The sequence below is a fragment of the Victivallis sp. Marseille-Q1083 genome, assembly GCF_903645315.1.
Lineage (GTDB): Bacteria > Verrucomicrobiota > Lentisphaeria > Victivallales > Victivallaceae > UMGS1518.
Genome location: NZ_CAHJXL010000001.1, coordinates 2867451 through 2893121, shown reverse-complemented (window position 1 = coordinate 2893121; position 25671 = coordinate 2867451). Strand labels below are relative to the sequence as shown.

24 protein-coding genes are annotated in these 25671 nt (G+C 46.4%); 2 read left to right on the top strand and 22 right to left on the bottom strand.

From position 1 onward, the window contains the following. Positions 1 to 51: 51 nt before the first annotated feature. Positions 52 to 828: a sulfite exporter TauE/SafE family protein gene (locus HWX74_RS11910; protein WP_176013750.1), complete on the bottom strand. Its 777-nt coding sequence runs from the start codon at positions 826 to 828 to the stop codon at positions 52 to 54. A gap of 560 nt (positions 829 to 1388) precedes the next feature. On the opposite strand from HWX74_RS11910, the gene HWX74_RS11905 reads away from it, so the two are divergent. Next, positions 1389 to 1985 (top strand): hypothetical protein, encoded by a 597-nt coding sequence (locus HWX74_RS11905; RefSeq protein WP_176013749.1) that lies wholly within the window; start codon positions 1389 to 1391, stop codon positions 1983 to 1985. 27 nt (positions 1986 to 2012) lie between these two features. Here HWX74_RS11905 and HWX74_RS20505 read toward each other — a convergent pair whose 3' ends face one another. The 4 genes from HWX74_RS20505 to HWX74_RS11890 all read right to left on the bottom strand — a co-directional run bounded on the left by HWX74_RS20505 (position 2013) and on the right by HWX74_RS11890 (position 6106). After that, entirely contained in the window at positions 2013 to 2135 is a 123-nt protein-coding gene (locus HWX74_RS20505) for a hypothetical protein (RefSeq protein ID WP_303048104.1), read from the bottom strand. A 74-nt stretch (positions 2136 to 2209) separates the two neighbouring features. Beyond that, positions 2210 to 4243, bottom strand: coding sequence for a DUF5696 domain-containing protein (locus HWX74_RS11900; protein ID WP_176013748.1), 2034 nt, complete (start codon positions 4241 to 4243; stop codon positions 2210 to 2212). A 12-nt stretch (positions 4244 to 4255) separates the two neighbouring features. Beyond that, positions 4256 to 4963, bottom strand: a complete 708-nt coding sequence (locus tag HWX74_RS11895; protein WP_176013747.1) for a prepilin-type N-terminal cleavage/methylation domain-containing protein — start codon at positions 4961 to 4963, stop codon at positions 4256 to 4258. A 42-nt stretch (positions 4964 to 5005) separates the two neighbouring features. Then, complete coding sequence (locus HWX74_RS11890) at positions 5006 to 6106, bottom strand: GntR family transcriptional regulator (protein WP_176013746.1); 1101 nt, start codon at positions 6104 to 6106, stop codon at positions 5006 to 5008. A gap of 345 nt (positions 6107 to 6451) precedes the next feature. Here HWX74_RS11890 and HWX74_RS11885 point away from each other — a divergent pair, with 345 nt between their 5' ends. Continuing rightward, positions 6452 to 7045, top strand: a complete 594-nt coding sequence (locus HWX74_RS11885) for a hypothetical protein (protein ID WP_176013745.1) — start codon at positions 6452 to 6454, stop codon at positions 7043 to 7045. A gap of 143 nt (positions 7046 to 7188) precedes the next feature. Here HWX74_RS11885 and HWX74_RS11880 read toward each other — a convergent pair whose 3' ends face one another. The 17 genes from HWX74_RS11880 to HWX74_RS11800 all read right to left on the bottom strand — a co-directional run bounded on the left by HWX74_RS11880 (position 7189) and on the right by HWX74_RS11800 (position 25670). After that, the gene (locus HWX74_RS11880) at positions 7189 to 8094 is read right to left on the bottom strand and encodes a hypothetical protein (protein WP_176013744.1); all 906 of its coding nucleotides are present in this window, start codon (positions 8092 to 8094) and stop codon (positions 7189 to 7191) included. Positions 8095 to 8122: 28 nt separating this feature from the next. After that, a complete protein-coding gene (locus HWX74_RS20025) occupies positions 8123 to 8869 on the bottom strand; it encodes a glycosyltransferase (protein WP_217704938.1) in 747 nt (248 codons plus the stop codon). Between the two features lie 485 nt (positions 8870 to 9354). After that, on the bottom strand, positions 9355 to 10503 hold the full coding sequence (gene wecB / locus HWX74_RS11870; RefSeq protein WP_176013742.1) for a non-hydrolyzing UDP-N-acetylglucosamine 2-epimerase: 1149 nt from the start codon (positions 10501 to 10503) through the stop codon (positions 9355 to 9357). A gap of 5 nt (positions 10504 to 10508) precedes the next feature. Continuing rightward, the gene (locus HWX74_RS11865) at positions 10509 to 11627 is read right to left on the bottom strand and encodes an NAD-dependent epimerase/dehydratase family protein (RefSeq protein ID WP_176013741.1); all 1119 of its coding nucleotides are present in this window, start codon (positions 11625 to 11627) and stop codon (positions 10509 to 10511) included. After that, positions 11620 to 12072, bottom strand: a complete 453-nt coding sequence (locus tag HWX74_RS11860; RefSeq protein WP_176013740.1) for a WxcM-like domain-containing protein — start codon at positions 12070 to 12072, stop codon at positions 11620 to 11622. The genes HWX74_RS11865 and HWX74_RS11860 overlap by 8 nt, the downstream gene beginning before the upstream one ends. 7 nt (positions 12073 to 12079) lie before the next feature. Beyond that, positions 12080 to 13093 (bottom strand): polysaccharide biosynthesis protein, encoded by a 1014-nt coding sequence (locus tag HWX74_RS11855; protein WP_176013739.1) that lies wholly within the window; start codon positions 13091 to 13093, stop codon positions 12080 to 12082. Between the two features lie 7 nt (positions 13094 to 13100). Beyond that, on the bottom strand, positions 13101 to 14303 hold the full coding sequence (locus HWX74_RS11850) for a glycosyltransferase (protein ID WP_176013738.1): 1203 nt from the start codon (positions 14301 to 14303) through the stop codon (positions 13101 to 13103). A 123-nt stretch (positions 14304 to 14426) separates the two neighbouring features. Continuing rightward, on the bottom strand, positions 14427 to 15536 hold the full coding sequence (locus HWX74_RS11845) for a glycosyltransferase (RefSeq protein ID WP_176013737.1): 1110 nt from the start codon (positions 15534 to 15536) through the stop codon (positions 14427 to 14429). Positions 15537 to 15984: 448 nt separating this feature from the next. Then, entirely contained in the window at positions 15985 to 17271 is a 1287-nt protein-coding gene (locus tag HWX74_RS11840; RefSeq protein WP_176013736.1) for a hypothetical protein, read from the bottom strand. Beyond that, complete coding sequence (locus HWX74_RS11835; protein WP_217704937.1) at positions 17268 to 17882, bottom strand: glycosyltransferase family 39 protein; 615 nt, start codon at positions 17880 to 17882, stop codon at positions 17268 to 17270. Before HWX74_RS11835 ends, HWX74_RS11840 begins: the two co-directional genes overlap by 4 nt. 172 nt (positions 17883 to 18054) lie before the next feature. Next, a complete protein-coding gene (locus HWX74_RS11830) occupies positions 18055 to 19179 on the bottom strand; it encodes an O-antigen ligase family protein (RefSeq protein WP_176013734.1) in 1125 nt (374 codons plus the stop codon). A 132-nt stretch (positions 19180 to 19311) separates the two neighbouring features. Next, positions 19312 to 20514 (bottom strand): Coenzyme F420 hydrogenase/dehydrogenase, beta subunit C-terminal domain, encoded by a 1203-nt coding sequence (locus HWX74_RS11825; protein WP_303048103.1) that lies wholly within the window; start codon positions 20512 to 20514, stop codon positions 19312 to 19314. Then, positions 20498 to 21058, bottom strand: a complete 561-nt coding sequence (locus HWX74_RS11820; RefSeq protein ID WP_176013732.1) for a serine O-acetyltransferase — start codon at positions 21056 to 21058, stop codon at positions 20498 to 20500. Before HWX74_RS11820 ends, HWX74_RS11825 begins: the two co-directional genes overlap by 17 nt. Continuing rightward, a complete protein-coding gene (locus HWX74_RS11815; protein WP_176013731.1) occupies positions 21055 to 22209 on the bottom strand; it encodes a polysaccharide pyruvyl transferase family protein in 1155 nt (384 codons plus the stop codon). The genes HWX74_RS11820 and HWX74_RS11815 overlap by 4 nt, the downstream gene beginning before the upstream one ends. After that, on the bottom strand, positions 22209 to 23720 hold the full coding sequence (locus HWX74_RS11810) for a lipopolysaccharide biosynthesis protein (RefSeq protein ID WP_176013730.1): 1512 nt from the start codon (positions 23718 to 23720) through the stop codon (positions 22209 to 22211). Before HWX74_RS11810 ends, HWX74_RS11815 begins: the two co-directional genes overlap by 1 nt. Then, complete coding sequence (locus tag HWX74_RS11805; protein ID WP_176013729.1) at positions 23704 to 24591, bottom strand: hypothetical protein; 888 nt, start codon at positions 24589 to 24591, stop codon at positions 23704 to 23706. Before HWX74_RS11805 ends, HWX74_RS11810 begins: the two co-directional genes overlap by 17 nt. Then, a complete protein-coding gene (locus HWX74_RS11800; RefSeq protein WP_176013728.1) occupies positions 24558 to 25670 on the bottom strand; it encodes a glycosyltransferase in 1113 nt (370 codons plus the stop codon). Before HWX74_RS11800 ends, HWX74_RS11805 begins: the two co-directional genes overlap by 34 nt. Position 25671 lies beyond the last annotated feature (1 nt).

The window sequence follows — 25671 nt, the reverse complement described above, 5'->3', positions numbered from 1 at the left end:
AAGCGCCATGGGATGCCGAAAGGCTCCCATGGCGCTTTTGCCGTACGATCCTCAAGGCAATAGCTGATCCTTGAAGATCACCACCAGCGCGCCGATGACCGCCAGAATCTGAATGATCCATTCGAAGCCGCGCTGCGGAATTTTCTTCAAAATCCACACCCCGCACCAGGCGCCCAGCAAAACCACCGGCAGCATCGCCAGGTCCGCCCGGAAAGAGGCCCAGGTGATGCGCTCCTGCAGCACGAAGATCGGCAGCTTCAAATAATTCAGGATCAGGAAGTACCAGGCGCAGCAGCCGATGTAATTATTTTTCGGCAGCCGCATCGCCAGCAGATAGATGGCCATCACCGGGCCGCCGGCGTTGGCCATCTGGGTGGTGAAGCCGGCCATCAGGCCGAAAAATGCGGTGAAGGCCCAATGCCGGGGCACCCGGTCGTCGTTGCGCAGCAAGTACTGCCGGCCGAAATGGATCGCCACCATCAGCAGGATGATGCCGCCGATGACCGGCCGCATCCAACTGTCGTCGAGGTATTCCAGCGCCACCGCCCCCATCCCGATGCCGCCCAGCGCCCACGGCAATAGCCGGAGCACCAGTTTCCAGTCGGCATATTGCCGGTAATAGGCCACCGCCATCAGATCGGCGGTACAGAGCATCACCAATTGCAAACCGGTCGAAAGCCTGGCATCGAAACTCAGGGCCAGAATGATGACCGGCAAGGTGCCGATGCCGGGCACCCCGGTTTTGTTGATGCCGATCAGAATCGCCGAAAGAATCAAAGCGGCCAGTTGCCAGCCGGACATGTCGCCGAAAAAATAAGCCGCCCCCATGAAAACTCCTCTCCATATTACTTGACGAACTGTAGTTGGGCCATGCGTTTCCGCATCCGGTTAATATAGCTGAATTTCCCGGATTCGGCAAACCGGAACGCGGTTGAAGACGGTATCAATGAAAGGGCAATAGGAGCCGGTGCATCAGGAAAAACCATTGAAGGTATCCTGGTCCGGCCTGAAAACTCTCCCTGCAACGATTCGTTTCACACTTGACAAGAACACGGTTTCTACTGCAATTATCTTATGTGACCGTACAGAAAAGTGATCCGGAATCATTCCCGTCCGTTTCAATGAATTAATCTCCTTACTGTCTGCTGACCGGTTTCAGTTGGGGAACGCTATTTTTCGGATTATCGCGGCCCGGCTTGAAAGCGACTGCGGCAAATGTCGCCAAAAGAATCAAACGCACTCATCCTTGCCGGCGACAGCCGGTGATTTCTGAACAATTTTAACCCGATTGGGGTATAATTGTATTTGCATGGTTTCCGATCATGCTGTATAGTATCGCCCGAAAAGCAAGGTAAATTTGTCTTTAACGGGTAGGAAACAGGAGTAAAATGTTCAAAAAACTTTGGCATCCGGAAATGATTCAACAGCATATTCTGCAGCGTTACGGGCAGGAACCGTTGAATTCCTATTATTATGCGACCAATTATCCGGATGTCTACGCCGCCGCCGAACGGCTGTTCGGTTCCTGGGGCGAAACCATCGAGGCCTGCGGGCTGGATTACGATGAAATCCGCAAGTATAAAACCTGGACATCGCAAGGCGTCCTCGAAGAGATCCGGGCGATGGACGAACGCGGCGAACCGCTGCACTCCAAATATATCCAGACGATCAACAAATCCTTGTATATGGCCGCCTTGAAACGTTTCGGCAACTGGGGCAAAGCGGTCCAGAGCGCCGGGATATCCTATAAACAGATCCGGCTGCGGCGCAGTATGACTGCCGAAGAGACCAAACGGAAAATCATCGAGCTGTTCAAGCGCAACGAGGATTTATCCTACACCAACATGCGGAAAAATCACCAGTATCTGCTGGCGGCCGGCATGAAAAAGCTCGGCAACGGCAGTTGGGCCGCCGCCCGGCTGGCCTGCGGAATCCTGACCAATTACCGTCTGGACCGCAACAAACGCAAAGAGCAGAAAAGCTAACGAAGTTTTTCACCATCTTCATTCAATTCAACCGTTCGCCGCTCGAACGCAACCGGCCATCCCGCCTCCCCCGATCCCGGCGCCGTAAAGGATGAAACAGTTCGAGAATATCTTTTCGGCCAGCCGCTGTTTTTCCGCCCGGATTTCCATTCCGTTCCCTCCGACGCTTCCGGTTTCCGCGCCTGCTTTCAATGAATTTGCCGTTGCCTTCCTCCGCGCCGCCGTCAATTCTCCGGCGGTATAACAATCCGGTAAGTGCCGTTTTCCTGATCGATCGTCACCGTCGTACCGTCGGCAAACGTGGAGCGCTGCCGGCGTCCGGCGTCATCGAGCAATTCATGGCCAGTCATCTCCAGCAGGCCGACCCGCCGATGCAGCGCCGCCATCGCCTTGACCGTTTCCAGTTCCTCCGGGGTCGGCTCTTCGGCGACATACGGCATGCCGGCATTCAGCAATCCGTACAGACCCGGAATTTCCGTCGCCGGATAATAATAGGAATCGCGGGTCATCTTCGATTCGAACGGCAGGAAAATCGCGTCATGATATACCAGGTTGAACAACGGAATCATAATCGCGAATGGCGTATCATTCTCCATCACCGGCCACGGTCCGTGATGAGCCAGGTCGAGATAAGGGATCGCCCAATCCACCGGCTCTTCCGAACTGACGATGCCCCATTGCTCCTTGATAAAGCGGAAACATTCGCCGCGCGCCCGATAACACTGCGTCCGGCTCATCGGATGTTCGGGGTGGTAGCATTCGTCGGCCGGTACCGCCGCGAACACATCCAGATAACAGCCGTCGACCCTGACGCCCAGCATCGCCAGAAACTGATTGTTGCGACGGACATAATCCAGCGAACGATGCTGACAGAGAATGCCGTTTTTGCCGCCCGCCCAGATATCGTCCATCGGCCGGCTGCCGTCTTCCTTCCGGACCAACAACTCCGGGTCGTAACTCGGCGCATCGGTGTAGAAATCGCGATATTGCTGATGAAAGGCGGTAACGACATCCAGCCGGCGGCATTCGGCCAGCAATTGTTTCAATCCCTCGACGCCGCCGGGCTGCCGTCCAACCGGCAGTTGGTCCGGTTCGAGATTGTCATAACCGCGGTAACCGATGCCGTCGAAATGCACGTACAGCCGTTCGAGTCCGGCTTCCTTCAATCTGCGGATGTTGTCAGCGTGTTTCCGGTAGTCGATCCACCAGGTATCGCCTTCCGGCCTGTCCCGGCCAGCCCGCATATTGGTATACATTACCGTCGTATGCAGAATCGGGCTGCCGAGCAGCTTTTCCAGTACCGGCGTCCGGGCGATTTTTTCGTTCAAACCGACAAATTTACCATGTTCCCTGGCGTACTGCCGGTAACGTTTGGCCATCTGAACGTAGTTACCGTCCAGCGTGGAAAGCCGCGCCCGCCGGACATAGCCCATTTTCCCGAGCGAATGCAGCCACAGCACCTCCACGCCGGTGCCGGACTCCGGAGAATGTTTCAACGTGCAACCGGCATCGTCGGGCGTCTCCAATATCAACATCGCCGACTGACCGCCCCGACTGATTCCCCACCACGGCATATACAGAGTACGGCCGTAGGCCATCCCGTAGCCCGGACCGTCGCCGTAAGGCGTCTCGAAGGCCTGCGGCCAGCGGCGTGGAATGTACAGACCCTGCATGAACGGCACCGCCGTCCCGTCGGCGTCGCCGGCCTCCAGTGCGCCGGGCCATCGGCATTGCCGCCAAACCGCCCCGGTTTCCTGCGGGCGTAATTCGAAGATGACATCGCCGGTTTCCCATTCCAGCCCGACGAACAAAACCATCGCCAAATCCAGCTCCACTCCGGCGGCTTTCCAACCGGCCAGATAAATTTTGTAGCCGAGAACTCCGGCGAATTGTTCCGGTTCGATCCGCCGCCGACCAGCCGATTTCAATTCCAGTTGATGATCCTCGCCATTGAACCGAACCACCGACGGCGTCAGTTCCGCCAAACGCCAGATTTGCCCAGCGCGCCGGACCGTCACCGTCAGATTCCGCCGGTTGAGGCTGACGATAACCTCGCCGGATTTCAGAAGCAGTTCGTCGCCGGCCGGCTCCGCCGTCACAAAGTTTTTCGACCGCATATCCGCCGGCTCCGCCGCCGCTTGCACCCGTGCCAGGATTCCGGGCGCCAGTTGCGGAGCATATTCACATTTTGCCGCCGACAGCCAGCCGGCGGCAAAAAGCACGCCGGCCAGAACATTTTTCCAACCGCAGTTCACCATCGTCTGGACTCCTCACCACACTTCACCCGGCAGGAACGGCAGCCGGTCATAAGCCTGCCAGGCCCCCTGCCCGGCATAGCTGTAATCGTTTACCCCGGCAATTTCTTCCGGATAAAAACGTTCCCAATCATTGAACAGTTGCCGGCGGCCGACCGTTTCGGCATGACCGTCGGCAAACAGGATATTCGCTGCCTTGTCATGGCGTACTTCCGTCATATAGGCACACATCGCCGGAACGGTGTATCCCTCCAGACACAACATGATGTCGGAAGGAGACGGCACATTTTCCACTTTCTTCATTGCGAAAGTGAACACCGGCGACAACGGATAGTCATTCTGCATATTGGTCGCCATATCGGAGCTGCGGCCGCCGGCCGGACAGAGAAACAGTTCGTCGCTGCCGGCGTACTCGTAAATATAAGGGATGTAACTGCCGTAGGCATCGTCGCGAAAACGCCATTTGCTCCGGTCGGATGGATGACCGTCCGCCACCCACCAGCCGATGTTGACGCCGCAATTCGCATAGGTCGGCGGCATGAAACTCCGGTTGTCATCGGCATACATCAACAATGCCAGGCCATGCTGTTTCTGGTTGCCGGTACATTTGATACTGACGGCTTTCGCTTTGGCTTTGCCCAGAGCCGGCAACAACATGCCAGATAAAATGGAAATAATTGCAATTACGATCAGCAATTCTATCAATGTAAAATTTCTCTTCATTTTTCACCTGCTTTCCGTTCTTGTTTTTGTCGTTCAAAAGTGTTATAACGTATTTCCCAGGAAAAATTCTTCCGATGGCGTATGATTGGCCGGCGCCTTGTAATTGCCGTCCATGCAACTGAATAACACTTCCGTCGCCAGCCGCCCCATCTCGATCGGCCTGGAACACAAGGAAGTGATGAATGGCTCTTTCCAGCGGCAATACCCCAGGCCCTCCGCCGCCAGCACGCCGATTCGCTGCTTCAAGCCGACCTTCCGGCCGGCCAGGGTATCCACCAGTACCCGGGCGAATGCGTCGCTTTCGGTGACGACCAAAATTTTGTTGTATTTTTCCTTGAGTTCATTGAAATAACCCAACGCCGCCATGCAGGAAACCTCATGGGGGTCCAAATTGCAATTACCGACCACCCGCTGTCGCTCTTCGCCGATCCGGTGAAGCGCCATAAATGCTTCAAACGCCGTCCGGAAGTCATTGAAATTGCTGGTGCGCACCACATCGCGCATGTAAAGGAACGCGTCATATCCCATCCGCAAAGCAAAATCCAGCGCCGTGGCAAAATTTTTCTCAATCGCCGGCGTCACGGTATTGACCGCCAGCGTACTGCGCCGGTTGACGATCACCATCGGCTTGGTCAGTTCGCCGACCAACGGCGCCAGCACACCGTCGGGAATGTGCTCATCGACCAGAAAGCCGTCGACCTCGCCGGCCAACTCCCGCATCGCTCCGGCAATCGCGCGGAAAGCACTGGTGTTGATCGGCAGATGATTCAACGGGGCCGTCGTATGACTGCACAGCAAATTGACCCGCCGCACCGCGCATTCCCCCTGAATCCCCAGCGTAATATCGTTGAAGTAATTGTCCTGGACACTGAACGGCGACAGCGGACGGATAAAAAATCCGATGTTGCCGGTAATCCGGCGCGGCTCTTCCGGTTTCGGTCCGCACACCGAATAGTTTTTGCCGTGGTTCTGGCAAATATAATTCCGGGCCGCCAATTCCTTATAGGAGCGGATGACGGTGATATGGCTGACCCCATATTGATCGCGCAGCTCCCTGATGGAAGGCACCCGGTCGCCCGGCCGCAACTCCTGCGACTCGATGCGCCGCTTCAACTCATCGGTGATTTGTTCATATAACTTCATATATTTGTTCATCCGCTACAATTCCGATCCGTCACTTCGGCTTTGATTTCGCCGTTTTTGCCGGAACGATTGCATTACCACTAATATCAACAAAGCTAAGTATAGTATATTTTTGGGCAAAAGTCAATACCTATATTGAAAATAAAGCCTTTTTCTGATAGAATTTTTATTTACATATAATATTACAACAATTATCGCTTAACCTTGCAAATCCTCGGCGATCTCCGGCAAAAATTTGCCGGAAATATGGAGGAAGTATTTTACTTTTGCCGAACAGACGATATTATATAGATGAAGAACAGTTTTCAAAAAAACAGCATAGCAAACTTCCAACGGAGGGAAAAAATGGGTAAAATGGCACTGGGTTTTTCGATGATTACGCTGCTGTCGTTCGGTCTGGCGGCGGAAGAAGCGCCGGCCGAGCCGGAAGTGATGCCGCAAATCTGTCCGGCAAGCAGTTGCGCCACCCGCAGCAGCGGGTTGGTCTCCTTCTTCGGCTGGCCGTGGGTGGATGTCGTCAACGGTTTTTCATTGGACTTGTATCATGCCCACGATGAAGTCAACGGCATGGAATTCGGCCTGCTGTTCAGCGAAGCCGATGTCAACGGTTTTCAACTGGCACCCTGCGTCAACATCGCCAATACTTTCTGCGGCGTCCAACTGGCCTGCGGCAATATTACCGATCAGTTCACCGGCCTGCAGCTCGGCGTCGGCGGCAATTCGGCTTATCAGTTTACCGGCTGCCAGTTGAGCATCACCAACATCACCGAAACGGCCGACGGCGCCCAGATCGGCGCTTTCAACCTCGCCGAAGATTGCGATTTCCAGCTTGGCGCCATCAACTGCGTGGAAGGCGGCAAGGGGCTGCAGATCGGTGCGATCAATTACAATCCGGACGGCTTCCTGCCGGTCTTCCCTTTATTCAATTACAGTTTCTAAAGTTGATATTTCGACCAATAAATCGCCCGGCCGGAATTCACCGGCCGGGCGATCTGTTTCCAAGCACCGAAAAAGAAAAACCGCTCCGGCAAAAAACGAATTTGCCGGAGCGGTTTGACAATATTGCTGAATCGAATGACCGTTTACAGCGTATTTTCTGTCAGCGTCTCCGCCTCAATGGAATCGAACTGAACTTTGCAGTCCTCTGAATTGCTGCGAACCAGTACAATCAACCGCGCATACGCCGCTCCCGGACACCAGGCATCCGCCGGCATGCCCATTGTTGCCTGTCCCTGAACTATTCCGCTTAGTGTTACGCTTTCCTGTGGTTTAAGGGTTTTGCTGCCTCCTGCATACATCAACGCGCCGCCCTGTTTATGCAACCGTACGCCAATCCCAACTCCAGCGTCGAAACCAACCGGTTCAGTGAATTCTACTGCAAAATTATTATCTGTCAACTTTGTTACAGACCTGATTGACTGAGAATACGATTGTTTCAAATGGTTATTCGGCAAGTCACTGTAATCAGTTTCAGTAAAAAATACCGGTACGGCCCTGGCGCCTTCCTGCCACGCAGAAGCATCTCTGACGTAAATCGTCGTCGAATCTTCATTGCATTTACGGCTCAAAACAGTATCGCTGCCTGGAAGTGCCTTCACCGTCCAATCCCGGATTTCATTACCGTTCTGATCATAAACTTTGAACCCCAAATAAACTGTCGCCTCTGAATCTGCAGATAAATTCTTAAAATTTCCTGAAATTTCAATCGGTCGAGCCGGATCAACTGTCAGCATATCCCTGCTATAGACATTGGTCACCTTCCCACTTACCTGAAAACCGGCGTTTTTTCCATCAAAAGTTCCGGTCTGCGAATTCCAGTTCAACCAATCCTCCGGGAATTCGATCCGGACATCCGTTTTCGTGTCATTGAACTGGAGCGCGACAAGTTCCGAAGAGGCAACAACATTTTCTTCGGATTGAGAAGAAGTCATACAACCTCCTGTCGCCAGTACACTACAGGCAATGATAACGCGACCTAATAATTCCATTTTCTACCTCCTGATGGTTGGGTTGAGATTACACGGTATATTTTGGCGAATGCTCGATAGAATGGTCATATTCCTCCATGCCACACAAACAGCTCATGATTCCGACAATGTTAGTACGGTCAAATAAACGCTTCGAGGTATTTCGGGCATTATTGCCCCACACTTCCAATTGCCGGGACGATTGTTGCATCAAAGTTTGAAAACCGCTCCTGATCGATTCAAATTCCGGCAACGCAATCATGCCGAGTTCATATTGTTCGATCAATTCCGCCGTATCCCCGGTAATGATGCCGAAAATCGGCTTCCCGGCTGCAATATACGCTTGAAATTTGGCCGGAAGTGTCATCGCAAATTCTCTTTTCAATGAAATGATCATTACATCGGACTGGGCAAAAACTTCCGGCATTTTTTCCTGCGGCAGTCGACCGGTAAAAACAATGTTCCGATATTGTTTTGCCTGGACGAGCTTCTGCAGACGCTCAAGAAACACCCCTCCCCCAACCAGCCGCAATTCCGCTTCCTCATTTTTCAAAGAGCCGAATGCTTCAACTACCATTTCCAGATTCTGAACCGAACCGATATTTCCGGCAAAAGTGAAAATTCTTTTGCCGGAAACAGCTTTGGAGGCCATAGCCAGACGCTGGGTCGTCCACTGCGGGATAAAATGGATCTCTTTATCCGTATAGGGCCGTAATTTTTCAATGAAGCCGGGCGAACTGACGCCAATCGTCCCGCAGGCTGAATAGATCAGGCGGACGAAATTATCGAGCAGCAACCGTTTCCACCAGCAGGGCTTGAACCCGTAAGCATAAACGGTATCCGGCCAGACATCCTGGGTCCAGATCATACACGGTTTCCGGCAGATATAATGCAGTACCACTCCGGCAACGGCCATCGTCAGAGGTCCGGTGTGGTAAATAAAAATCTGCTGATACCGCCAACCATGAAATAAGCTCCACAGCGAAGTCAGCAGCGCAAAATTCAAATAATTGACGATTTTCCGGACCACGCTTCGATTGTAGCCGGTTAAAGTTTTCACCCGATGAACCGGAATATCCCGGTATTCCCTGGTCGTCTGAAACCAACGATTATAATAACCGTCAAAAACCCGGTCATGCGGATAACTTGGCACTTGCGTCAACACTTCAATGTTCCAACCGCGCTTTTTCCATTCGGCAGCCAGATCATTGATCAGAAACTCTTCCGGGAAAAAGCGCTCCGTCAGAATCAGAATTTTGCGTTTACCCATGGTTGCATCCGTTATTTTTTCAGTTCGACGCCTCTCCAGCGATTGGCGAGTCTGGCGGTGCCGAGGATGAGCTTGAGAACGCGCCAGGAAGTGTTGGTCACCTGGTATTCAGAACAGATTTTGTCATATTTGCCGCCGTTGGCTTCGAATTCGTCAAGCACCAGCGCGATGGAATCAAGGACGATTTCGGGATCGAGTCCGGTGAGGATGATGGTACCGGCATCCATCGCTTCGGGACGTTCCAGCGCCTGGCGAATGGTGATCGCCGGAAAATTCATCATGCTCGACTCCTCGCTGATCGTTCCGGAATCCGAAATCGCACACTTGGCATTAAGCTGCAGCGCATTGTAATCGAAAAAACCAAACGGCTTGAGGAACTGCACCCGCGAGTCGATCGTCACGCCATCGAGCGCTTCGATCCGCATCCGGGTACGGGGATGGGTCGAAACCACCACCGGCATATCGTATTTGGCGGCAATCGCGTTGAGGAAGGTCAGGATTTTGCGCAGATTGCCGGGATAATCGACGTTTTCCTCGCGGTGGCAACTGACGATGAAGTAACGGTTCTTTTCGAGCTTCAGCGTTTCAAGAATTTTCGATGCTTTGATCTTCGGCAGGAACATGTTGAGCACTTCGTACATGGGCGAGCCGGTTACATAAGTATGGCGGTGCGGCAGCCCCTCGGCCAACAGATGGCGCCGGGAGTTCTCAGTATAAACCAGATTGAAATCAGCGATGTGGTCGATGATCCGACGGTTGATTTCCTCGGGCACGTTGAGGTCGAACGACCGGTTGCCGGCCTCCATATGGTAGATCGGAATCTTCATCCGTTTGGCCATGATGCCGGCAATCGCCGCGTTGGTGTCGCCCAGGATCAGCACCGCATCCGGCCGCTCGGCGTCAAATACCGCCTCGACTTTGATCAGCGTTTCGCCCAGCACATGGCCGAGGCTAGAAGTATCGACTCCGAGGTAATAATCCGGCTTGCGCAGTTCCAATTCCTCGAAAAAGACCTGGTTGAGTTCATAGTCGTAATTCTGGCCGGTGTGGATCATTTTGTGGTCCACGTGTTTTTCCAGCAGCTTGATTACCGCCGCGAGGCGGATGATCTCGGGACGGGTCCCGACAATCGTCATTACCTTCAACTTCGATTTTTCCATTTGTCTTAAACCTCTTCAAAAAACGTATCCGGGTCGGCCGGATCGTAGAATTCATTGATCCAGAAGACGGTGTAAAGTTCGTCCTCGCCGATATTGGTGATATTGTGGGTGTACCACACCGGCATGTCGACAAAGGACGGATGGCCGCCGTCCAGCTCGAACGTCAACTTTTCTGCGCTACCGACTTTGCGCAGCTCAATCCGGGCCTTGCCTTTGATCACCGCGAAACGCTCGATCTTGCGGGTATGGTAATGGTTGCCGCGGGTGATGCCCGGTTTCGTCGTCGAAAACGAAACCTGGCCGCCGAGGTGATCCAATTTGACCAGCTCGACGAAACTGCCGCGCGCATCGGTGTTCAGTTTCAAATCGAACGGGAAGAAGTTCTTGTGATCGATATAGCCGCAGAAGGTATTGAACAACTGCACATCGAACTTCGTCGGCAACTCCGGAAGGATTCCCTGCTCGAAATATTGGGTTCTAAACCGTTCAAAAGTCGCCAGCAGCTCCGATACTTTGCGTTCGGCGCCGTATGGAATCGGTCGCGGACTGGCCGCTTCCCCCGTCCGGATGATCTGCAGGAATTCCCGACACAGCTCACCGACGTAAATCAGTTTGATCGAACCGTCCACCTGGATTTCCGGCTGTTCGCCATGCGTCAATTTATGGCAGAAGGTCGCCACAACCGAGTTGTAATTCGGCCGGCCGTAGGGACCGAAAACGTTCGGAATCACGCAACCGGTGAATTTGGCGCCGCTCCGTTCCGCCCAGGCTTCCAGCAATTGGCGGCCTGCGCGTTTCGAGGCGCCATAGAGATTATCGCGCTCCTCCTGGGTCGAGCTGGAAAACAGCACGTGTGGCGTGACCTGCTCGGCCTCCATCGCCGCGATCAACTGCCGGACCAGCCGGAGATTGGTATCGTAAATCACCTGCGGGTCGGGGTGGCGATTCATCGCCGCCAGGTGCACGATCGCGTCGCACCGCTTCACAAAATGCCGCAGCGCCGCCTCATCCGTAAAATATTCGTCTTTACAGGGAACCCGCTCGACATCGCTTTGAGTACCAAGCAGGTTGTATAAATGGGTTCCGACAAATCCCGGCTGTCCGGTGATCCCGATTCTAAACATGATTTCTAGGCTCCTTCTTTTGCCAATCCATCCACAAGTCCTTGTCATAACGCCAACTGTCCTGCAACGCCTCCGTCAGCACCTTCCCGGAAAACACCAGCAGTATCGAATCGGCAACTTCCGCCTTCAGGCAGTTGGCATACCCTTCCGGCACGCAGATGATCCGGCTGTGCCGTTCATCCAGTCCGTACACTTCGGGGATCAACTGTTCGCTCGGGTGTTCCCAGTCATCGACGGCGACGAAGGCCAGTGTGAAGGCTCCTTTGACACAGTAAAACCACTTCTTTTCGTAGCGATGCCCATGCCAGCCGCGGATCACGTTTTCGTCCGGATGGTGAATGAAATAAAAACGTTCCACGCCGGGAAAACGAAAAGCGTTCAGGGAGGAAATTTGACCACGATGGTCGGTGAAGATTTCGCCCGGAATAACGCTGATTCCGGCCATTTTGGTGTTACAGTCCCAAATCTTCCCGGATAAACCGGAGTTTCAACAACAGTTCCTTCATCCCGGCGACATCCAGCCGGCGGGTGTTGTGCGAATGGTAATCCTCGATTCTCGCGACATCCTCGGAACCTTCAATGAAATATTGATCATAATTCAGATCGCGGGTGTCGCACGGAATCCGGTAATAGTCATCCATATCGACCGCCTTGGCCATCTCTTCGCGGGTTACCAGCGTTTCGTAGAGCTTTTCGCCGTGGCGGGTGCCGATTATCCGGATTTCCGACGTGGAGTTGTACAACTCCTTCAGCGCCATCGCCAAGGTGTTCAACGTCGCCGCCGGCGCTTTCTGAACGAACAGATCGCCGTTGACGCCATGCTGCCACGCGTAAATCACCAGGTCCACCGCGTCGTCCAGCGTCATCATGAAACGGGTCATATTCGGGTCGGTGATCGTGATCGGTTTGTTCGCTTTGATCTGTTCCACCCACAATGGAATCACCGAACCGCGCGACGCCATCACGTTGCCGTAGCGTGTACAACAAACCGTGGTTTCCGCCTCACGCCCCAAGGCCCGTCCCTTGGCGATCGCCACCTTTTCCATCAGCGCTTTGGAGATACCCATCGCGTTGATCGGATACGCCGCCTTGTCGGTCGACAGCACTACAACGTTTTTCACGCCGTGCGCCGCCGCCGATTCCAAGACGTTATTGGTCCCCAACACGTTGGTCTGCACCGCCTGCAGCGGAAAAAACTCGCAGCTCGGCACCTGCTTCAACGCCGCCGCGTGGAAGATGTAATCCACGCCGTCCATGGCGCCGTCGACACTCTGCCGGTCACGCACGTTACCGATGTAGAACTTCACTTTCGGGTTCTGCAGCTCATGCCGCATGTCGTCCTGTTTCTTCTCGTCGCGAGAAAAAATCCGCACCTCACGGATATCCGAGTTCAGAAAACGGCGCAATACCGCATTCCCGAAACTCCCCGTTCCCCCCGTGATCAGTAATACTTTGTCGTGAAACATGATACCTCTATTTTATCTGTAAAATTTCTTGATACAGTTTAACATATTCCAGGAAACGATCTTCCTGGCGAAAATGCTTCAACGCATAATTCCGGCAATTTTCAACGTTTTTTGTGGTATAATTCACAGCATTAAGCACCCCGCCTAAATCACCTTGTTCGACAATAATGCCGGTATCCGGCCTTATTGACTCTACGCTACCTCCAGTTCGGTAGGTAATGACCGGAGTTCCGCAGGCTATCGATTCCAGATTGGTCGTCGGAAAATTATCTTCCCAAGTCGGGTTGATGAAAACCTCGGCAACGGAATAGAGTTCGGCCAATTCGGCAATTGATTCGGTACGAGGAATTGCCGTCATATTTTCAGGGAGTCTTCGCATCTGTTTTTTGCTGAGGCCGACGAGAACGAGCCGATAGGGCGAAGGCAACATATTAGCCAGCTTCACAAAATCGGCCAGTCCCTTGCGTGAACTCCAAACCGAAGCGACGCCCAGTAGAATTTTCTCCCTTTGCCAACCATATTTTTCTTTGACGGCTTCTGAATTATGTGGCCGAAAGTTCCTGATATCGATACCATTGTGAATTACCCGAAATGGATATCGGTTGAGAAAAGACCCCTGAACCAGCTCGGCCAACCAACGCGAAACCGGTACAAGAGTCATTCGACGCGGCATGGTAAAAAAATGTTTCTTATCAATCCAGTTTTGTCGCGAACGGTCAAAAAGCCAACTGGCGGGATAACTGTTTCCTTGAGGGCAATTATTACATCCGGTTTGCCATTTGTTGCAGCCAATATAATCAAAATAAGTACAATGTCCGGTAAAACTCCAGCAGTCATGCAGGGTCCATACGATTGGAATATCTTTTTTACTCAAATACTGGAATAACGTCGGATAATTCAAATAATAACCATGAATATTGTGCAAATGGACGATATCCGGCTTGATCGCCTCCATTTGCCGAATCAGTTCGCCAGTTGCATGTCGCGATGCCTGCCCGTGATTGTCCAACAGACGGGATTCCAGCCCGTGCCATCGGCAATCCCAGTGGTTCCCGATCTGTATTAACCGGCTCGACGAATCGCGTCCTACCCGTCCCCAGGCAATCCGACTCTCAAACCCCGCATCGCGTATCGCGTTGCCAATTCCTTCAGCAATGCGGCCTGTGGAACCATTGTTGGCTGTGACATTAATCTGTAAGATTCGTACCATTAGAAATTCTTCTTTATTCACTACCGATGATAATACCCGCTGCCGCGACATAAACCTAAATAGAGAAGCTTTGTACCTTCAGTATTTTGTAAAAAATGTTTTCTTAAAATACCAGTGTGGAAATTACATCAATTGCAACAAGTCCGCGATAGAATCATTAGCTCGCCTTATCATTTGAGCCATGGTCAGGTTAGCTTTTACATAATTTTTAGCTCGCGCACCCAACAGTTGAATCTGTTCCATAGACAACTTACGGATTTCTTGGAGAGCCTCCTCCAAGGAATGGATTATAATTCCACATTTTGCATCTTGAATATAGAAAAACTCCACTCCCTGGTGAAGGTCCTCGGTACGTTGAAAAGTCAAAATAGGTTTACCATAAGCCATAGCCTCCACACATGACAACCCAATCCAAGCCGGTTGGAAATAAATGTCGGCAATGGAGAACAGTTCATCTTTGACTTGAGAATCATACACAGCATCATAATCATAAACATTTTTATAACAAGAAAACTCAGGTTTATATGGACCTGTTCCAATGATAATAAAACCATATTGTTCAGGATCCAAGAGTTCAATCAACTGAATCAGCAACTCAGGATGGCGTTGCGGACTTGAAAAGCGAGCGCAGAAAATAAAATTGCATCGGGTTTTAATACCATATTTTTTTTGCAAATCAGTGGAAAATTTATGCAATGGCAAAGCTGTGATTCTTTCGACGTCTGAAATTGTGTTACCTAAGGCGATAAATTTTTTTCGGGAAATACTTTTTTGCCACAAATGGCATTCATTTTCTGTATAGAGCCATCCCATATCTGCCAACGAATAGAAAAGGCGTCTGATGTAATGAATTCTCCTTGATTCCTTCAGATACCGGGGAAGGGAAATACCATGCCCCCATAAAATCGTTTTACATTTGCAGAATTTCATGATCAGTAAGAGAATCCAAACACTGGGAGATTTGATAGCTGCCAAGATGATAATCACATCATATTGACGAGTCAGTAAAGGAAAAATAGACAGAAAATAAATTGGACCGACATTCCATTTTTTCAATTGCAAATAATTTGATTCGGTTTGGAAAAAACCCATATTTTCTGATTGTGATGTAGATTCAAAGCAGTATAAATCCGTGTTATATACCTTTCGAATCCCTGAAAAAAATTCTTGACGATAATGGGGAATAAGAGGTTGTATAATAGCAATTTTGGGTAGATGTGAATTTTTATTCATCTATTATTCATTGACCTACAAATAAAATATTTCAATTTATTTTAAATTTACAATGCGAAAAACTATTGTTGCCAAAAAAAACGGAACAATGAAAAATTCGTATCCATTTTTGTCATTGTACCGATAAAGCGTAACAGATATAACATTAAACCTATTAGAAAGATAATTTGAAATTTACATTTTTGATTTGAGTTTTTTGATATCTTCCAACAATAAGCCATTGTGAAAGCCCCCACAACGAAGTCAAGTCCATAAAAGTAATAAAATAAAGGCGACCACTATTCGTACGATCTTTGCGTCAAAAGTTGTAAATGGACTGATAATTTATACGCTTTCCTAAATGAGATGTCATAAATGCATAATGCATATTACAAACGTGTTACTTCCAGGCGCAACCTTCTCAATATCTGTTCCGGGAGCCAATCCAAATATACAGAACTGTGGAGAACTATATTTCCCTATTGAACTTGAAAAAAGATACATCATCCAGTAGAAAATCGCAGTCATTTCCCTCTAACACAAACAAGGTTTCTTCACCTAAATAATCACTGTCTTTCAAATTAAGATAGACAATACGGCTCTGATTATCCGAAATATAGAAATTATAGACTTGTTTCGGATACTGCATTTTGCCATCTGAAGCATAATCATAGCGAAAAAGACGTAATGCAGAACTTTTTTCTGAATTCTTGATCTTAAAGGTTAATACGCCTGGACAGGCTGGAATTTTTTGCATAAGATATATTGCCCCCAATCCCTTAAATCGTATGTGAAGGGAATAGTTGCCTTCAATGGGACAGTTTGAATCCGCAAAGACTTCAGGATACTCTTTCAGTGTATTCCATGTCGGTAAAAGTATTTGATATTCAGGGAGCATTATTGAATTCGAATCGTAAAAAACTGCACCGTCATCAATCCATCTTTTAAGGCGTTTTCTGAGAATATCCGAGGACATCATTATTTCCATATTTCCATTCTCAATCAGATTCTCTTTTTCTCCGGAAGTCTCTGTGATATTTTCAACAAGAGGCAGAGAAACCGGAAGGTATTGGTATAATGTCAAACGTTTACTTTTTTCCCGGTTGGAGAAATAAAAAATTTCCATTTTCAATGAAGTCCCTTGCGGTAAAACAAGTTTCTGTTCCGTTAAGAAAGGGCTATCGGTATCTTCCGGCAAAATGAAATAAACAGCTTTTCCCCAATAACGATATTGCTCAAAGATATCGCTTAAGTTCTCCTCTCCTTGCTGTTCTTTTGATAAAGGATAAACAAAAGGGTATTTGCTTCCACCAAGCCTTCTGTACTCGCTGTCATAGATAAACCATGCACAGCCATGATCATTTATCTGACGTTCTTCTATCTCTTTTCCCAGATCCAAGAGAAATGCCTTGGGAAAAGGATGAAAAACTTTTGCGATTTGAGTTCCGATACAAAGGAAAAAAAGAACTGATATGATCAAATTCGGATAAAAATGATATCGGTGTAGTAATTGATGGAGTTTTGATAAGGCAAATACTCCAATAATAATACAAGGAATAAGAAAAATACAACAATATCTTTCAGAAATAATTCCATAAAAGCCTCGCCAAATTATCATAAAGGAGAGAATCGTATAAAGACAAATGTGTAACAATGATTGTTTCGTTTTGTAAAAACAAAAGAAAAAACCGACCAGACATGAAAAGGAAATGGGAAAAAACAGCACTTCTGTGATTTTCTGCAGCGTCATTATCATATGAACCAACCGATTGCGACTTTCATCTTAGAGTATGCTCCATAATAATATTCTATAGGGCAGCCGATTAGCCAGGAACAAAGCAATAGGCTAATAAGTCCTGAAGTCAAAAATACGGGGATAGAAACAGCGGCTTTTTGCCATGATATTATCTTACCAATGCAGAGGAAGAAACAGATCATACCTAAAATGAAATACAGTTCAAATGCTTCATGCCTGCATAAATAAGACAATGAACATGAGATTCCAGCCCAAATGATATCGTACCATTTTTGTTTCTGCCAGAAACGTACAAAAAACAAAACCGTACAACTGGCAAAAAACAAATACGGGATCTCTCTGGTCATCTGGGTGGAATACTCAACCAGAAAAGGATTCGATGCTGCCAATAAAGCCGCCATTCCGGCCAGAAATTTAGACTGAAAAATCTGTAGAGCAATCTGCCAGATTATATATATCAAGAAAATTCCCAGGAATATATTTATAATAACTCCGCCTGTTATAATATCACAAGGAAACCACATGCGGGGCAGTTTCATTAAATAAATAGCCAGAGGCGGAATATCGTTGGCACGCATTGACTGTGTCATAATGGGAATTGACTTCGTCATCTCCCATTGCTCTATCATATTTTCATAGAAAAACGCATCCCGACAGGGAACCGGATAGAAATGCCAGTTTAGAAGTCTGATTACTGCGCCCCAAAGCAATATGGAAGGTAATATCAGGCATAGAAACAGATTCCTGTGGTGTTGAAATATCTGAAAATACCTCATGCGTTTGCTATCTGTTTTCTGTTTTCAGATCGTTACGGCTTAAAATCGGAAGTGTAAACAAAATGATAATGGTGGCAATCAATGGCATATTAATATAAAAAGCTCCAGAGGTCATATTGGCACACAGGAACTGCAGAAAGATCAAGCTAATCCATTGACTATCTGAATATTCTGCATGCATAACCTTATAAGCATGCACCACACTCAATAGAAGCATGATCGCAAAAATACAACCTCCAAAAATTCCGAATGTCATAAATGCATCCAAAATCATATTGTGAGAATAACAACGATAAGGAACCATAAAATACCCTCCTCCCAAAGGATATTTATAAAATTCCTGTAACGCATCATTAAAAAGTTGTTCTCGGCCCAAATCGCCTTCCAGCAAAGTCCTTTGAAAGCGATTTTCTAATACAGGGGAAATATAAGAAATCAATTGGAAAATATAGTCAATAAATAAATAACCTAACAGCCCAACTAGTCCACAGACTATAAATCCAAACAGAGGGTTCTTTTGCCTTGCCGAAATATAGACAAGAACAGGTACTGCCATAGAAATTATTGGTCCCCGTGATCCGGCTTTAGCTATTAGAATCAATCCCAGTATAATCAGTATTCCGATAAATATTTTGAAAATCCGGATATTTGATTTCCTGTTCCACTGAGAGATCCCAAGAAGCGCGGCAGATGTCCCAAATTGTCCAAGAGAAATCGAGTTCAATAATTGGATATTTTCACCGATCTGCATGCGCCCCATGTTCTGGCCTCCCTGAAAATTCATATTGAACAAAGAGGCTACATTTCCGAAAAAACAGACAAACAACGCCATCTTCAAAACCAATGCATAATCAATATACCTGATGGTTAAAATAATCGTTAAAACTCCTGGAATCATCACAAACCACAGATATTTTTCTGTTGTCCAGTAATACTGCCCTGCTTTTGCTGGTTCATCAAAGTATAAATCAAAGAAAATTTTAAGAACATATACGGCATAAATACAAAGGAAAAAGTAATTGTTAGCGGTAAGTACTTTTTCTTTATTGATATCCGCTTGAGAGGACATTGAAGAATAAATCAAATAAAACGACAGCAGAAGTAAAAAAACTCGAAACGGTGTCGTAATCACTGTGGATTCATTCCCGACAAATCTGCCCAGCATGCTGGTAATGAAGTTATATCCAAACAGAGTGAATACGAAAAACAAAGAACTCAGACAACGGATAGAAAAAATTTCACTTAAAGATGATCTCATGACGTCTTATCTGAAAAAAATTTTCAACTTAGCAACCCAAGCAATCGCCAGATATCCGGTCAGAAAATTTCTGATCCGGGCTTTTACTGTAAATGGACGGGCAAAACCGGAAGATACTTCCCTCCATGTCATTTCTTTCAGTCGTTCATAAAAACCATCCCGTTCCAATGGCCTGGGATAGGGCGAAAGAAGCTGTTTATTGCACTGCTGCTCTCGCAGAGGATCAATAGGTTGAAATACAAAATACGCCGAAATTTTTTCCCACAGTTCGATCCCTTTCTGCGTATTGAGCAAAACGGCGGAATTGGAATACTCTGGACAAAACGATGGATAAAGATTATGACTGTCGCAATCGCCTATTGTGATATCTCCTGTACGATTCAGTGAAGTATAGCGACATCTGTAGCAGGCTTCTCGAAAACCGACTCCCTTCAAATAGATGGAATAATAAGGATCATATGAATGATTGCGCTCAAGGATTTTTCCGTTTTGGAACCCAATTCGACTTCGAAATAATGTCCGTTTGGCGTGAAATCCGCGACGTGTCCGAAAAAGGCAAGATATGATTGGACTGTCATACTGCTTTGACAGCTCCTCAAAAGACCGTTGCAAAAATTCTGGACTGGCTACTCCATGGCAAATCAGATCCATTGTCAGCAATGTCGGATAATTTTTGCCAAGATATGCCTTCAATCCAGCCACCTGACAGGGGACGCCGGAAAAAAGAACGATTCTGTGATTCTCCAAGAATCGGCGAATTTCCTCAAAGCAATGGTCTGTTCTGCTTTGTACGTATTTCGAATTCTGCAACTTGCCGATCCCTGAAGTCGTTTCTATTTTCTCATGGACAACATTCATTGTCTCATCAAATGCAGCACCATATACAACCCCCTGAAGTTGTTCAATCACATACCGCGCACTTTCGGCAAAAACACCTCCTGAAGAACTCAATTTTATGTGTTCGTGATCCTTCGCTTGAACAATATATGACCGAGGTAGATCATTTTCGTTTAAAACTGCAATCCGTGTATGGCAGACTGTCAAACATTTTCCACAGTTCAAACATTTCTCCGGCACTAAAGAGGGACAGCTAAATCCCTCTGGATCCGGTTTCATGACAATGCAATCCACGGGACAAGCCGCCTGACATGCTCCACACCCGGTACAATCCTTCCGCTCAATCTCCGTTATGTTATTTTTGAGCCGCATTATTTTTCACCAGTTTCGCAGGAATTCCAGCATAGACACCACTCGCTTCTGTGCTTGAAAGCAAAACAGCATTGGCGCCAACAACTGTGAATTCGGCCAATACTATACCACCCAAAACTTTTGCTCCAGCAAAGATAATACTGCCGTCACTGATATTCGGTTGGTTGTTGAGTTTACTGTCTCCAATGCGTGTTCCACCCAGTGTGACGTCCTGATAGATTGAAACATTTTTCCCAATATGCACAGCATGACCAATCACAATTCCATGTGGATGTGGTAAATGAAATCCTATCCCGATTTTTGTATGGGGCGTTATTAAAATTCCGAATTCTTTGAATATTTTTCTTTCCAGAAATTTAGAACGAATTTTTCCTATCATGCCACGATGGTATAAAAACTGCATTTTCCGGATCAGATAACATGCTCGGGTTGAAGGAGAAAAATACAAACAAAAGATTTTATTCAAAAAATCTTTTATAAAAGAACTCTTTTGAAACCGGAAAACTTCCACCTCACAAAAATGACGATATTCTTGTTTGGTCATTTGCTACCCTCCGAATCACGCAAAGAGGAACGAAGAAATTCCGTGGACGAAGCAATAAAATCCAGAAGAAGAGGCTCTATTGTACTGTAGTCTAATGTCAGATGAGCCGTCGTAAGCTCGGAAATATTAGAAATGCGGCGGTTCTCAAGATGCAAATACCGCAACAACCCAGTGAGACGCTCTTCAAATTGTACCCAATGGGCATTCGCCGGACGTGCAAGAACACAAAACGGTTTACGGTAGATGATACTGAAAACAAGTCCATGATATGAGTTAGTCAGGACCAAACTGCTTTTTCGAATCAAATCTACAAATTCCGTGGGATCAAGCAGTTCATTTTTACTGTAAAAATGCTCATAAGGGGACATCGGGATTATTGTCTGGGACATGTGATTTGCTTTACAAAAGTCCTCTAATGTTTTCCTGCTTCCTTTGGGCACTCCATCGAACAGATATGACAAAAGAGTCAATGTACTTTCAGGTGCTTTATAACTCTTCTCTAACCGGAAAATATCATTCCATTCCTCTGCGGAAATCAGCAGTGTCGGATCAGCCACCAATGGAACTTTCCTGCCGGTTAAGTCAAAAATCAAATCACAGCCAGACTTTTCCCGGCACGAAATATATGGGAAATCGGAAAGCCATTTTTTATATTCCGGCAGTAAATCCTCTGCTATGTGTAAAGAGCCAATACTTGGTGCATATGCAATCTTTTTGTACGTCTGGGCAAATTTCAGAAAATACAGACTTAATGGTGTCGCCCGGTCTTGTGACCAAACCATATCACTTCCGACAACATATGCATCATAATCATCCTCATGTTCACAGAAATTCTGATACTCTCTGTAAGTCACCGCACTGTAAGAATAATACTTCTCTCTGTATTCACGAAAACGTTTTTTCAGCCGTTGAATCTTTTTCCGTCCGAAGATAATCCAGAAAATTGAAATAAAATTCCACTGAAAAAGTAACCGCAACAGTTCCTGAAGTTTATTGAACTTGCTTTTTCGAACGACGTTACTTCTGTAATAACGAAGCAACTCAACTTGACAACCCGATATTTTCTTGAGCGTATGCTGCAGGGCAAAAGCCTGCAAACATGTCCCGAAATTGTCCGATTCATGAAATGTCAAAAGACCTATTTTTTTCATCAAGCACCTTTCATCCTGAATACATGGAGTTTTTTTGATAAATAATTCCAGATCAGATTTTTCAATCCAATCGTTTCAAAGAACTTCCTGTTGACAAAATAAAGGCCCAGGACAAATACCCCTATTATCGCACATTTATATACAATATAGTAAAAACAGATCCCTCGAAATTCTAACAGAAATGCCGGAATTATACCCAGTATAATGAAAAAACATGAAGATAAGATACTGCTCAGCAGATACTTGATATTATACCCGATTTTTTCCATATTTCGCAGAAGGAGACGAATTCCTAGCCATCTGATATTGATACTGACAAACATCCCCGCTACATTTCCCCATATCCCTAAGTACGGAACGGAAAAGTAAGTTACAAGAATCATGACAATACTTCCCATAATGGAAACTATGAATATCTTGCGAGCCGTTTCTTTATAATAAAATGCTTGGTAAATATAAAAATAATACAGTGAATAAAATGAATATACCATGGTCATTGCAACCACGATTTTCCATGCTCCCCAAAAAGCGGGACTTACCATAATCACAATTATTTCCATCGAAAAAACAGCCACACCAAGATACAAGATACAATAACAGCAAATCAAAAGTTTCGATATATCACTGATTTTCTGCTTCATATCCGAAGCCCTGTTTTTCAAAGTTTCATTCAACCATGGACGATACGCATGCCCACAGGAGTCTTGTACTGTTTCTAGCGCCGACGCTATTTGCAAAGCGACACTGAAAATCCCGAGAGAAGCCAGACTGTCGGCATTTTTCAAAAACAGGCGGGAAAGGAAGTTTCCGATATATCCAGACATATTATGCGGTATAATAGGAAGAGAATATGCAAGACATTCTTTTATCAGTTTCATATCAAAGCAAAATACAGCAAGTTTATTGCGAATAATATCAAAAAACATATAACAAAGATAAAATCCTTCTGATGTCAATGTGGCTAGAAGCATACCTTTGGCTCCCCAATGAAATAACGCCAAAAAAGAAAGTGCTGTCCCTGCCGTCAGAAAAGTCGCAAAAACAGATATGGAAACTAATTTTTTCCCCTGTTGCGAAGCCTCCAAATACCGTCTGTGCAGTGTAAAAGTAGCGCTGCCCCCTAAGATCAATAGACTGATCACAACATACGGAAGAAATGCGATCCCCTTAAAAAACGTTTCATCAAACCAATCACGGAATAGAATAAGTATAATTACAAACAGAAGGTAACAGCTGAAAACAACTAAAATCAAGCTTCCGTATAAACGCCGCAGGGTTTGCGGCTGATCTCTATATTCAGCGAAATAACGCATCAATCCAGAATCAAGTGAGAGAAGAACAAAATATGAACACATACTGACAAAGCTCAAAAGCAAATTGATGATCCCGTAATCCGCAGGGGAAAGGTAAAAAGTGTATACCGGTAAAAGAAAAAATCCCAAACATTTTGATAAAATTCCGCTGAAGGAATATAAAACAGAATTGACAACAAGTTTACTTGCTGATGGCATGATCAAAATCCAATACAAATTTTTCTGCTACAAACTGACGAATTTTGGAAAGATTATTGATTTTTTCACTCAAACAATCAAATGGTGTAACTTCATTTATTTTATGAAATTTGTTCATTAAACATAGAAATGCCTCTGTATCCGGGAAAATATAAAATGATTCCACTGCAAAATATCCCAACTGCATCCCAGTAAGCCTTTCCTGATATTTCAACCGCATGATCGGCATACATTGTGAACGATATGTTTGTTTGAACTGTATCCATTTTTCTTTCTGTTCCTGTTCCGTCATGGGAGAACAGGCGTTGTTGACTTGAGCGGTCAGAGGAACAGTTACGGAATACCAAATGATTTGTAAATTATTCAAATCAATCTTTTCCAACATTTCATCCAACTGTCGATGCTCTTTATGCCAGTCCAGATAACAAGGCAAAAAAACCGCATCGTATTGTTTAGTTTTCAGGATTTGATCAATTTCTTTTGCATAATTACCATTTGATTCAATAAAATAAAAATCATTTTTCGTACAGTATTGCACAAATTCATTTCTTCTGATTTTCCGGTTTTTCTCATCCGTTCTAGATCCCGTAAAACCACAATAGAATAGAGAGATACGCTCTCTGTTACGTTTTAGAAATGACCAACCGCTGATCAGATCATCATCTGCGTGCGGAACTAGATAAAGTGCATGCTTAAAGGGTAAGGATGAAACATCTTTACTCCCGGAAATTGATGATTTTTGCGTATTTTTACAAATCTGGAATTGTAAAAACCAACATAAATTTAAATATCCGGTATGTACAACTGAATACAAACAGATCAAAACTCTCTTAATCATTATTCCAAAATCTTTTTGACGAGATTTATCCATTTTTGGGCTATTCTTGTTGGTCCGAATTGTTGCTTGCATTCTTCACGGCAGGATAATGCGATCTTCTGCGACTGTTCTGGATCCGATAAAATAGAAATAATACCCTGAGCCATTTTCTCCGGATCTTCTGTCGGAATCAAAACCCCTCTTCTACCGTCATTCAGAATTGTCCGCGGCCCACCGGATAGACAATCCGTAGCAACGACAGGAAGTCCCGTTAAAATTGCTTCCAAAAGCACATTCGGAATTCCTTCGCTGCGACTGGAAAGCAGAAAACCGGAATATCGATTTGCATGTTCAAAAATATTATCTTTTTCGCCCTTCAGTATAACATTCCGTTCAAGATGGTGTTCAAATATCATTTGTTGAAGATGTTGACGCTCGGGGCCATCACCGTAAATATGTAATTGGAAGTCCGGAAACTTTGCGGTAACAAGTTCGGAGGCAAGTATTGCAATATCAAACCCCTTAATCGAAGAAAGCGCTCCACCGGCCATAAAATATGGATTTCTCGTAACTTGATTATTTACGTTTCTGGCATCATCATTCCTTATGGTAATTGCATTTTCTATAATGTAACTTTTTTTCTGAATCGCAGACGAAAAATACTGCTGCTGCCGTTTCGTTTGAAAAACAACTACATCTGCCAGCAAATACCCCCAACAATACCTAATTTTTTGCAGAAAAGAAAAATTCTGTGGCGTTCCGCGCTCTGATGCAATAAATGGAATTCTCAAACCAAACATCGCCATCTTGCATAGGAAAACAAGATCCGCTAAAAAAACGATCATGAGATCTGGTTTGCTGTTCTTTATGATCTTGTGAATCCAGATTAGATTCTGAATTTGTTTTTTCTTTCTGCCCCAAAAGGAACTGTTGGTAAATTCATCTTTAGAATATGGTCCATAAATAACTTTTATGGATGGTTCCAAAGTCAAAGATGATGTAGATTGATACAAAGTAATCAAATGAACTTCATAATCATCTGTTGCAGCTAATAGGTTGGCAACAAAAGTAAGAGCTTTTTGGGCTCCTCCAGCCCCTAACGAGCGCAGGACACAGAACACTTTTTTCTTCATT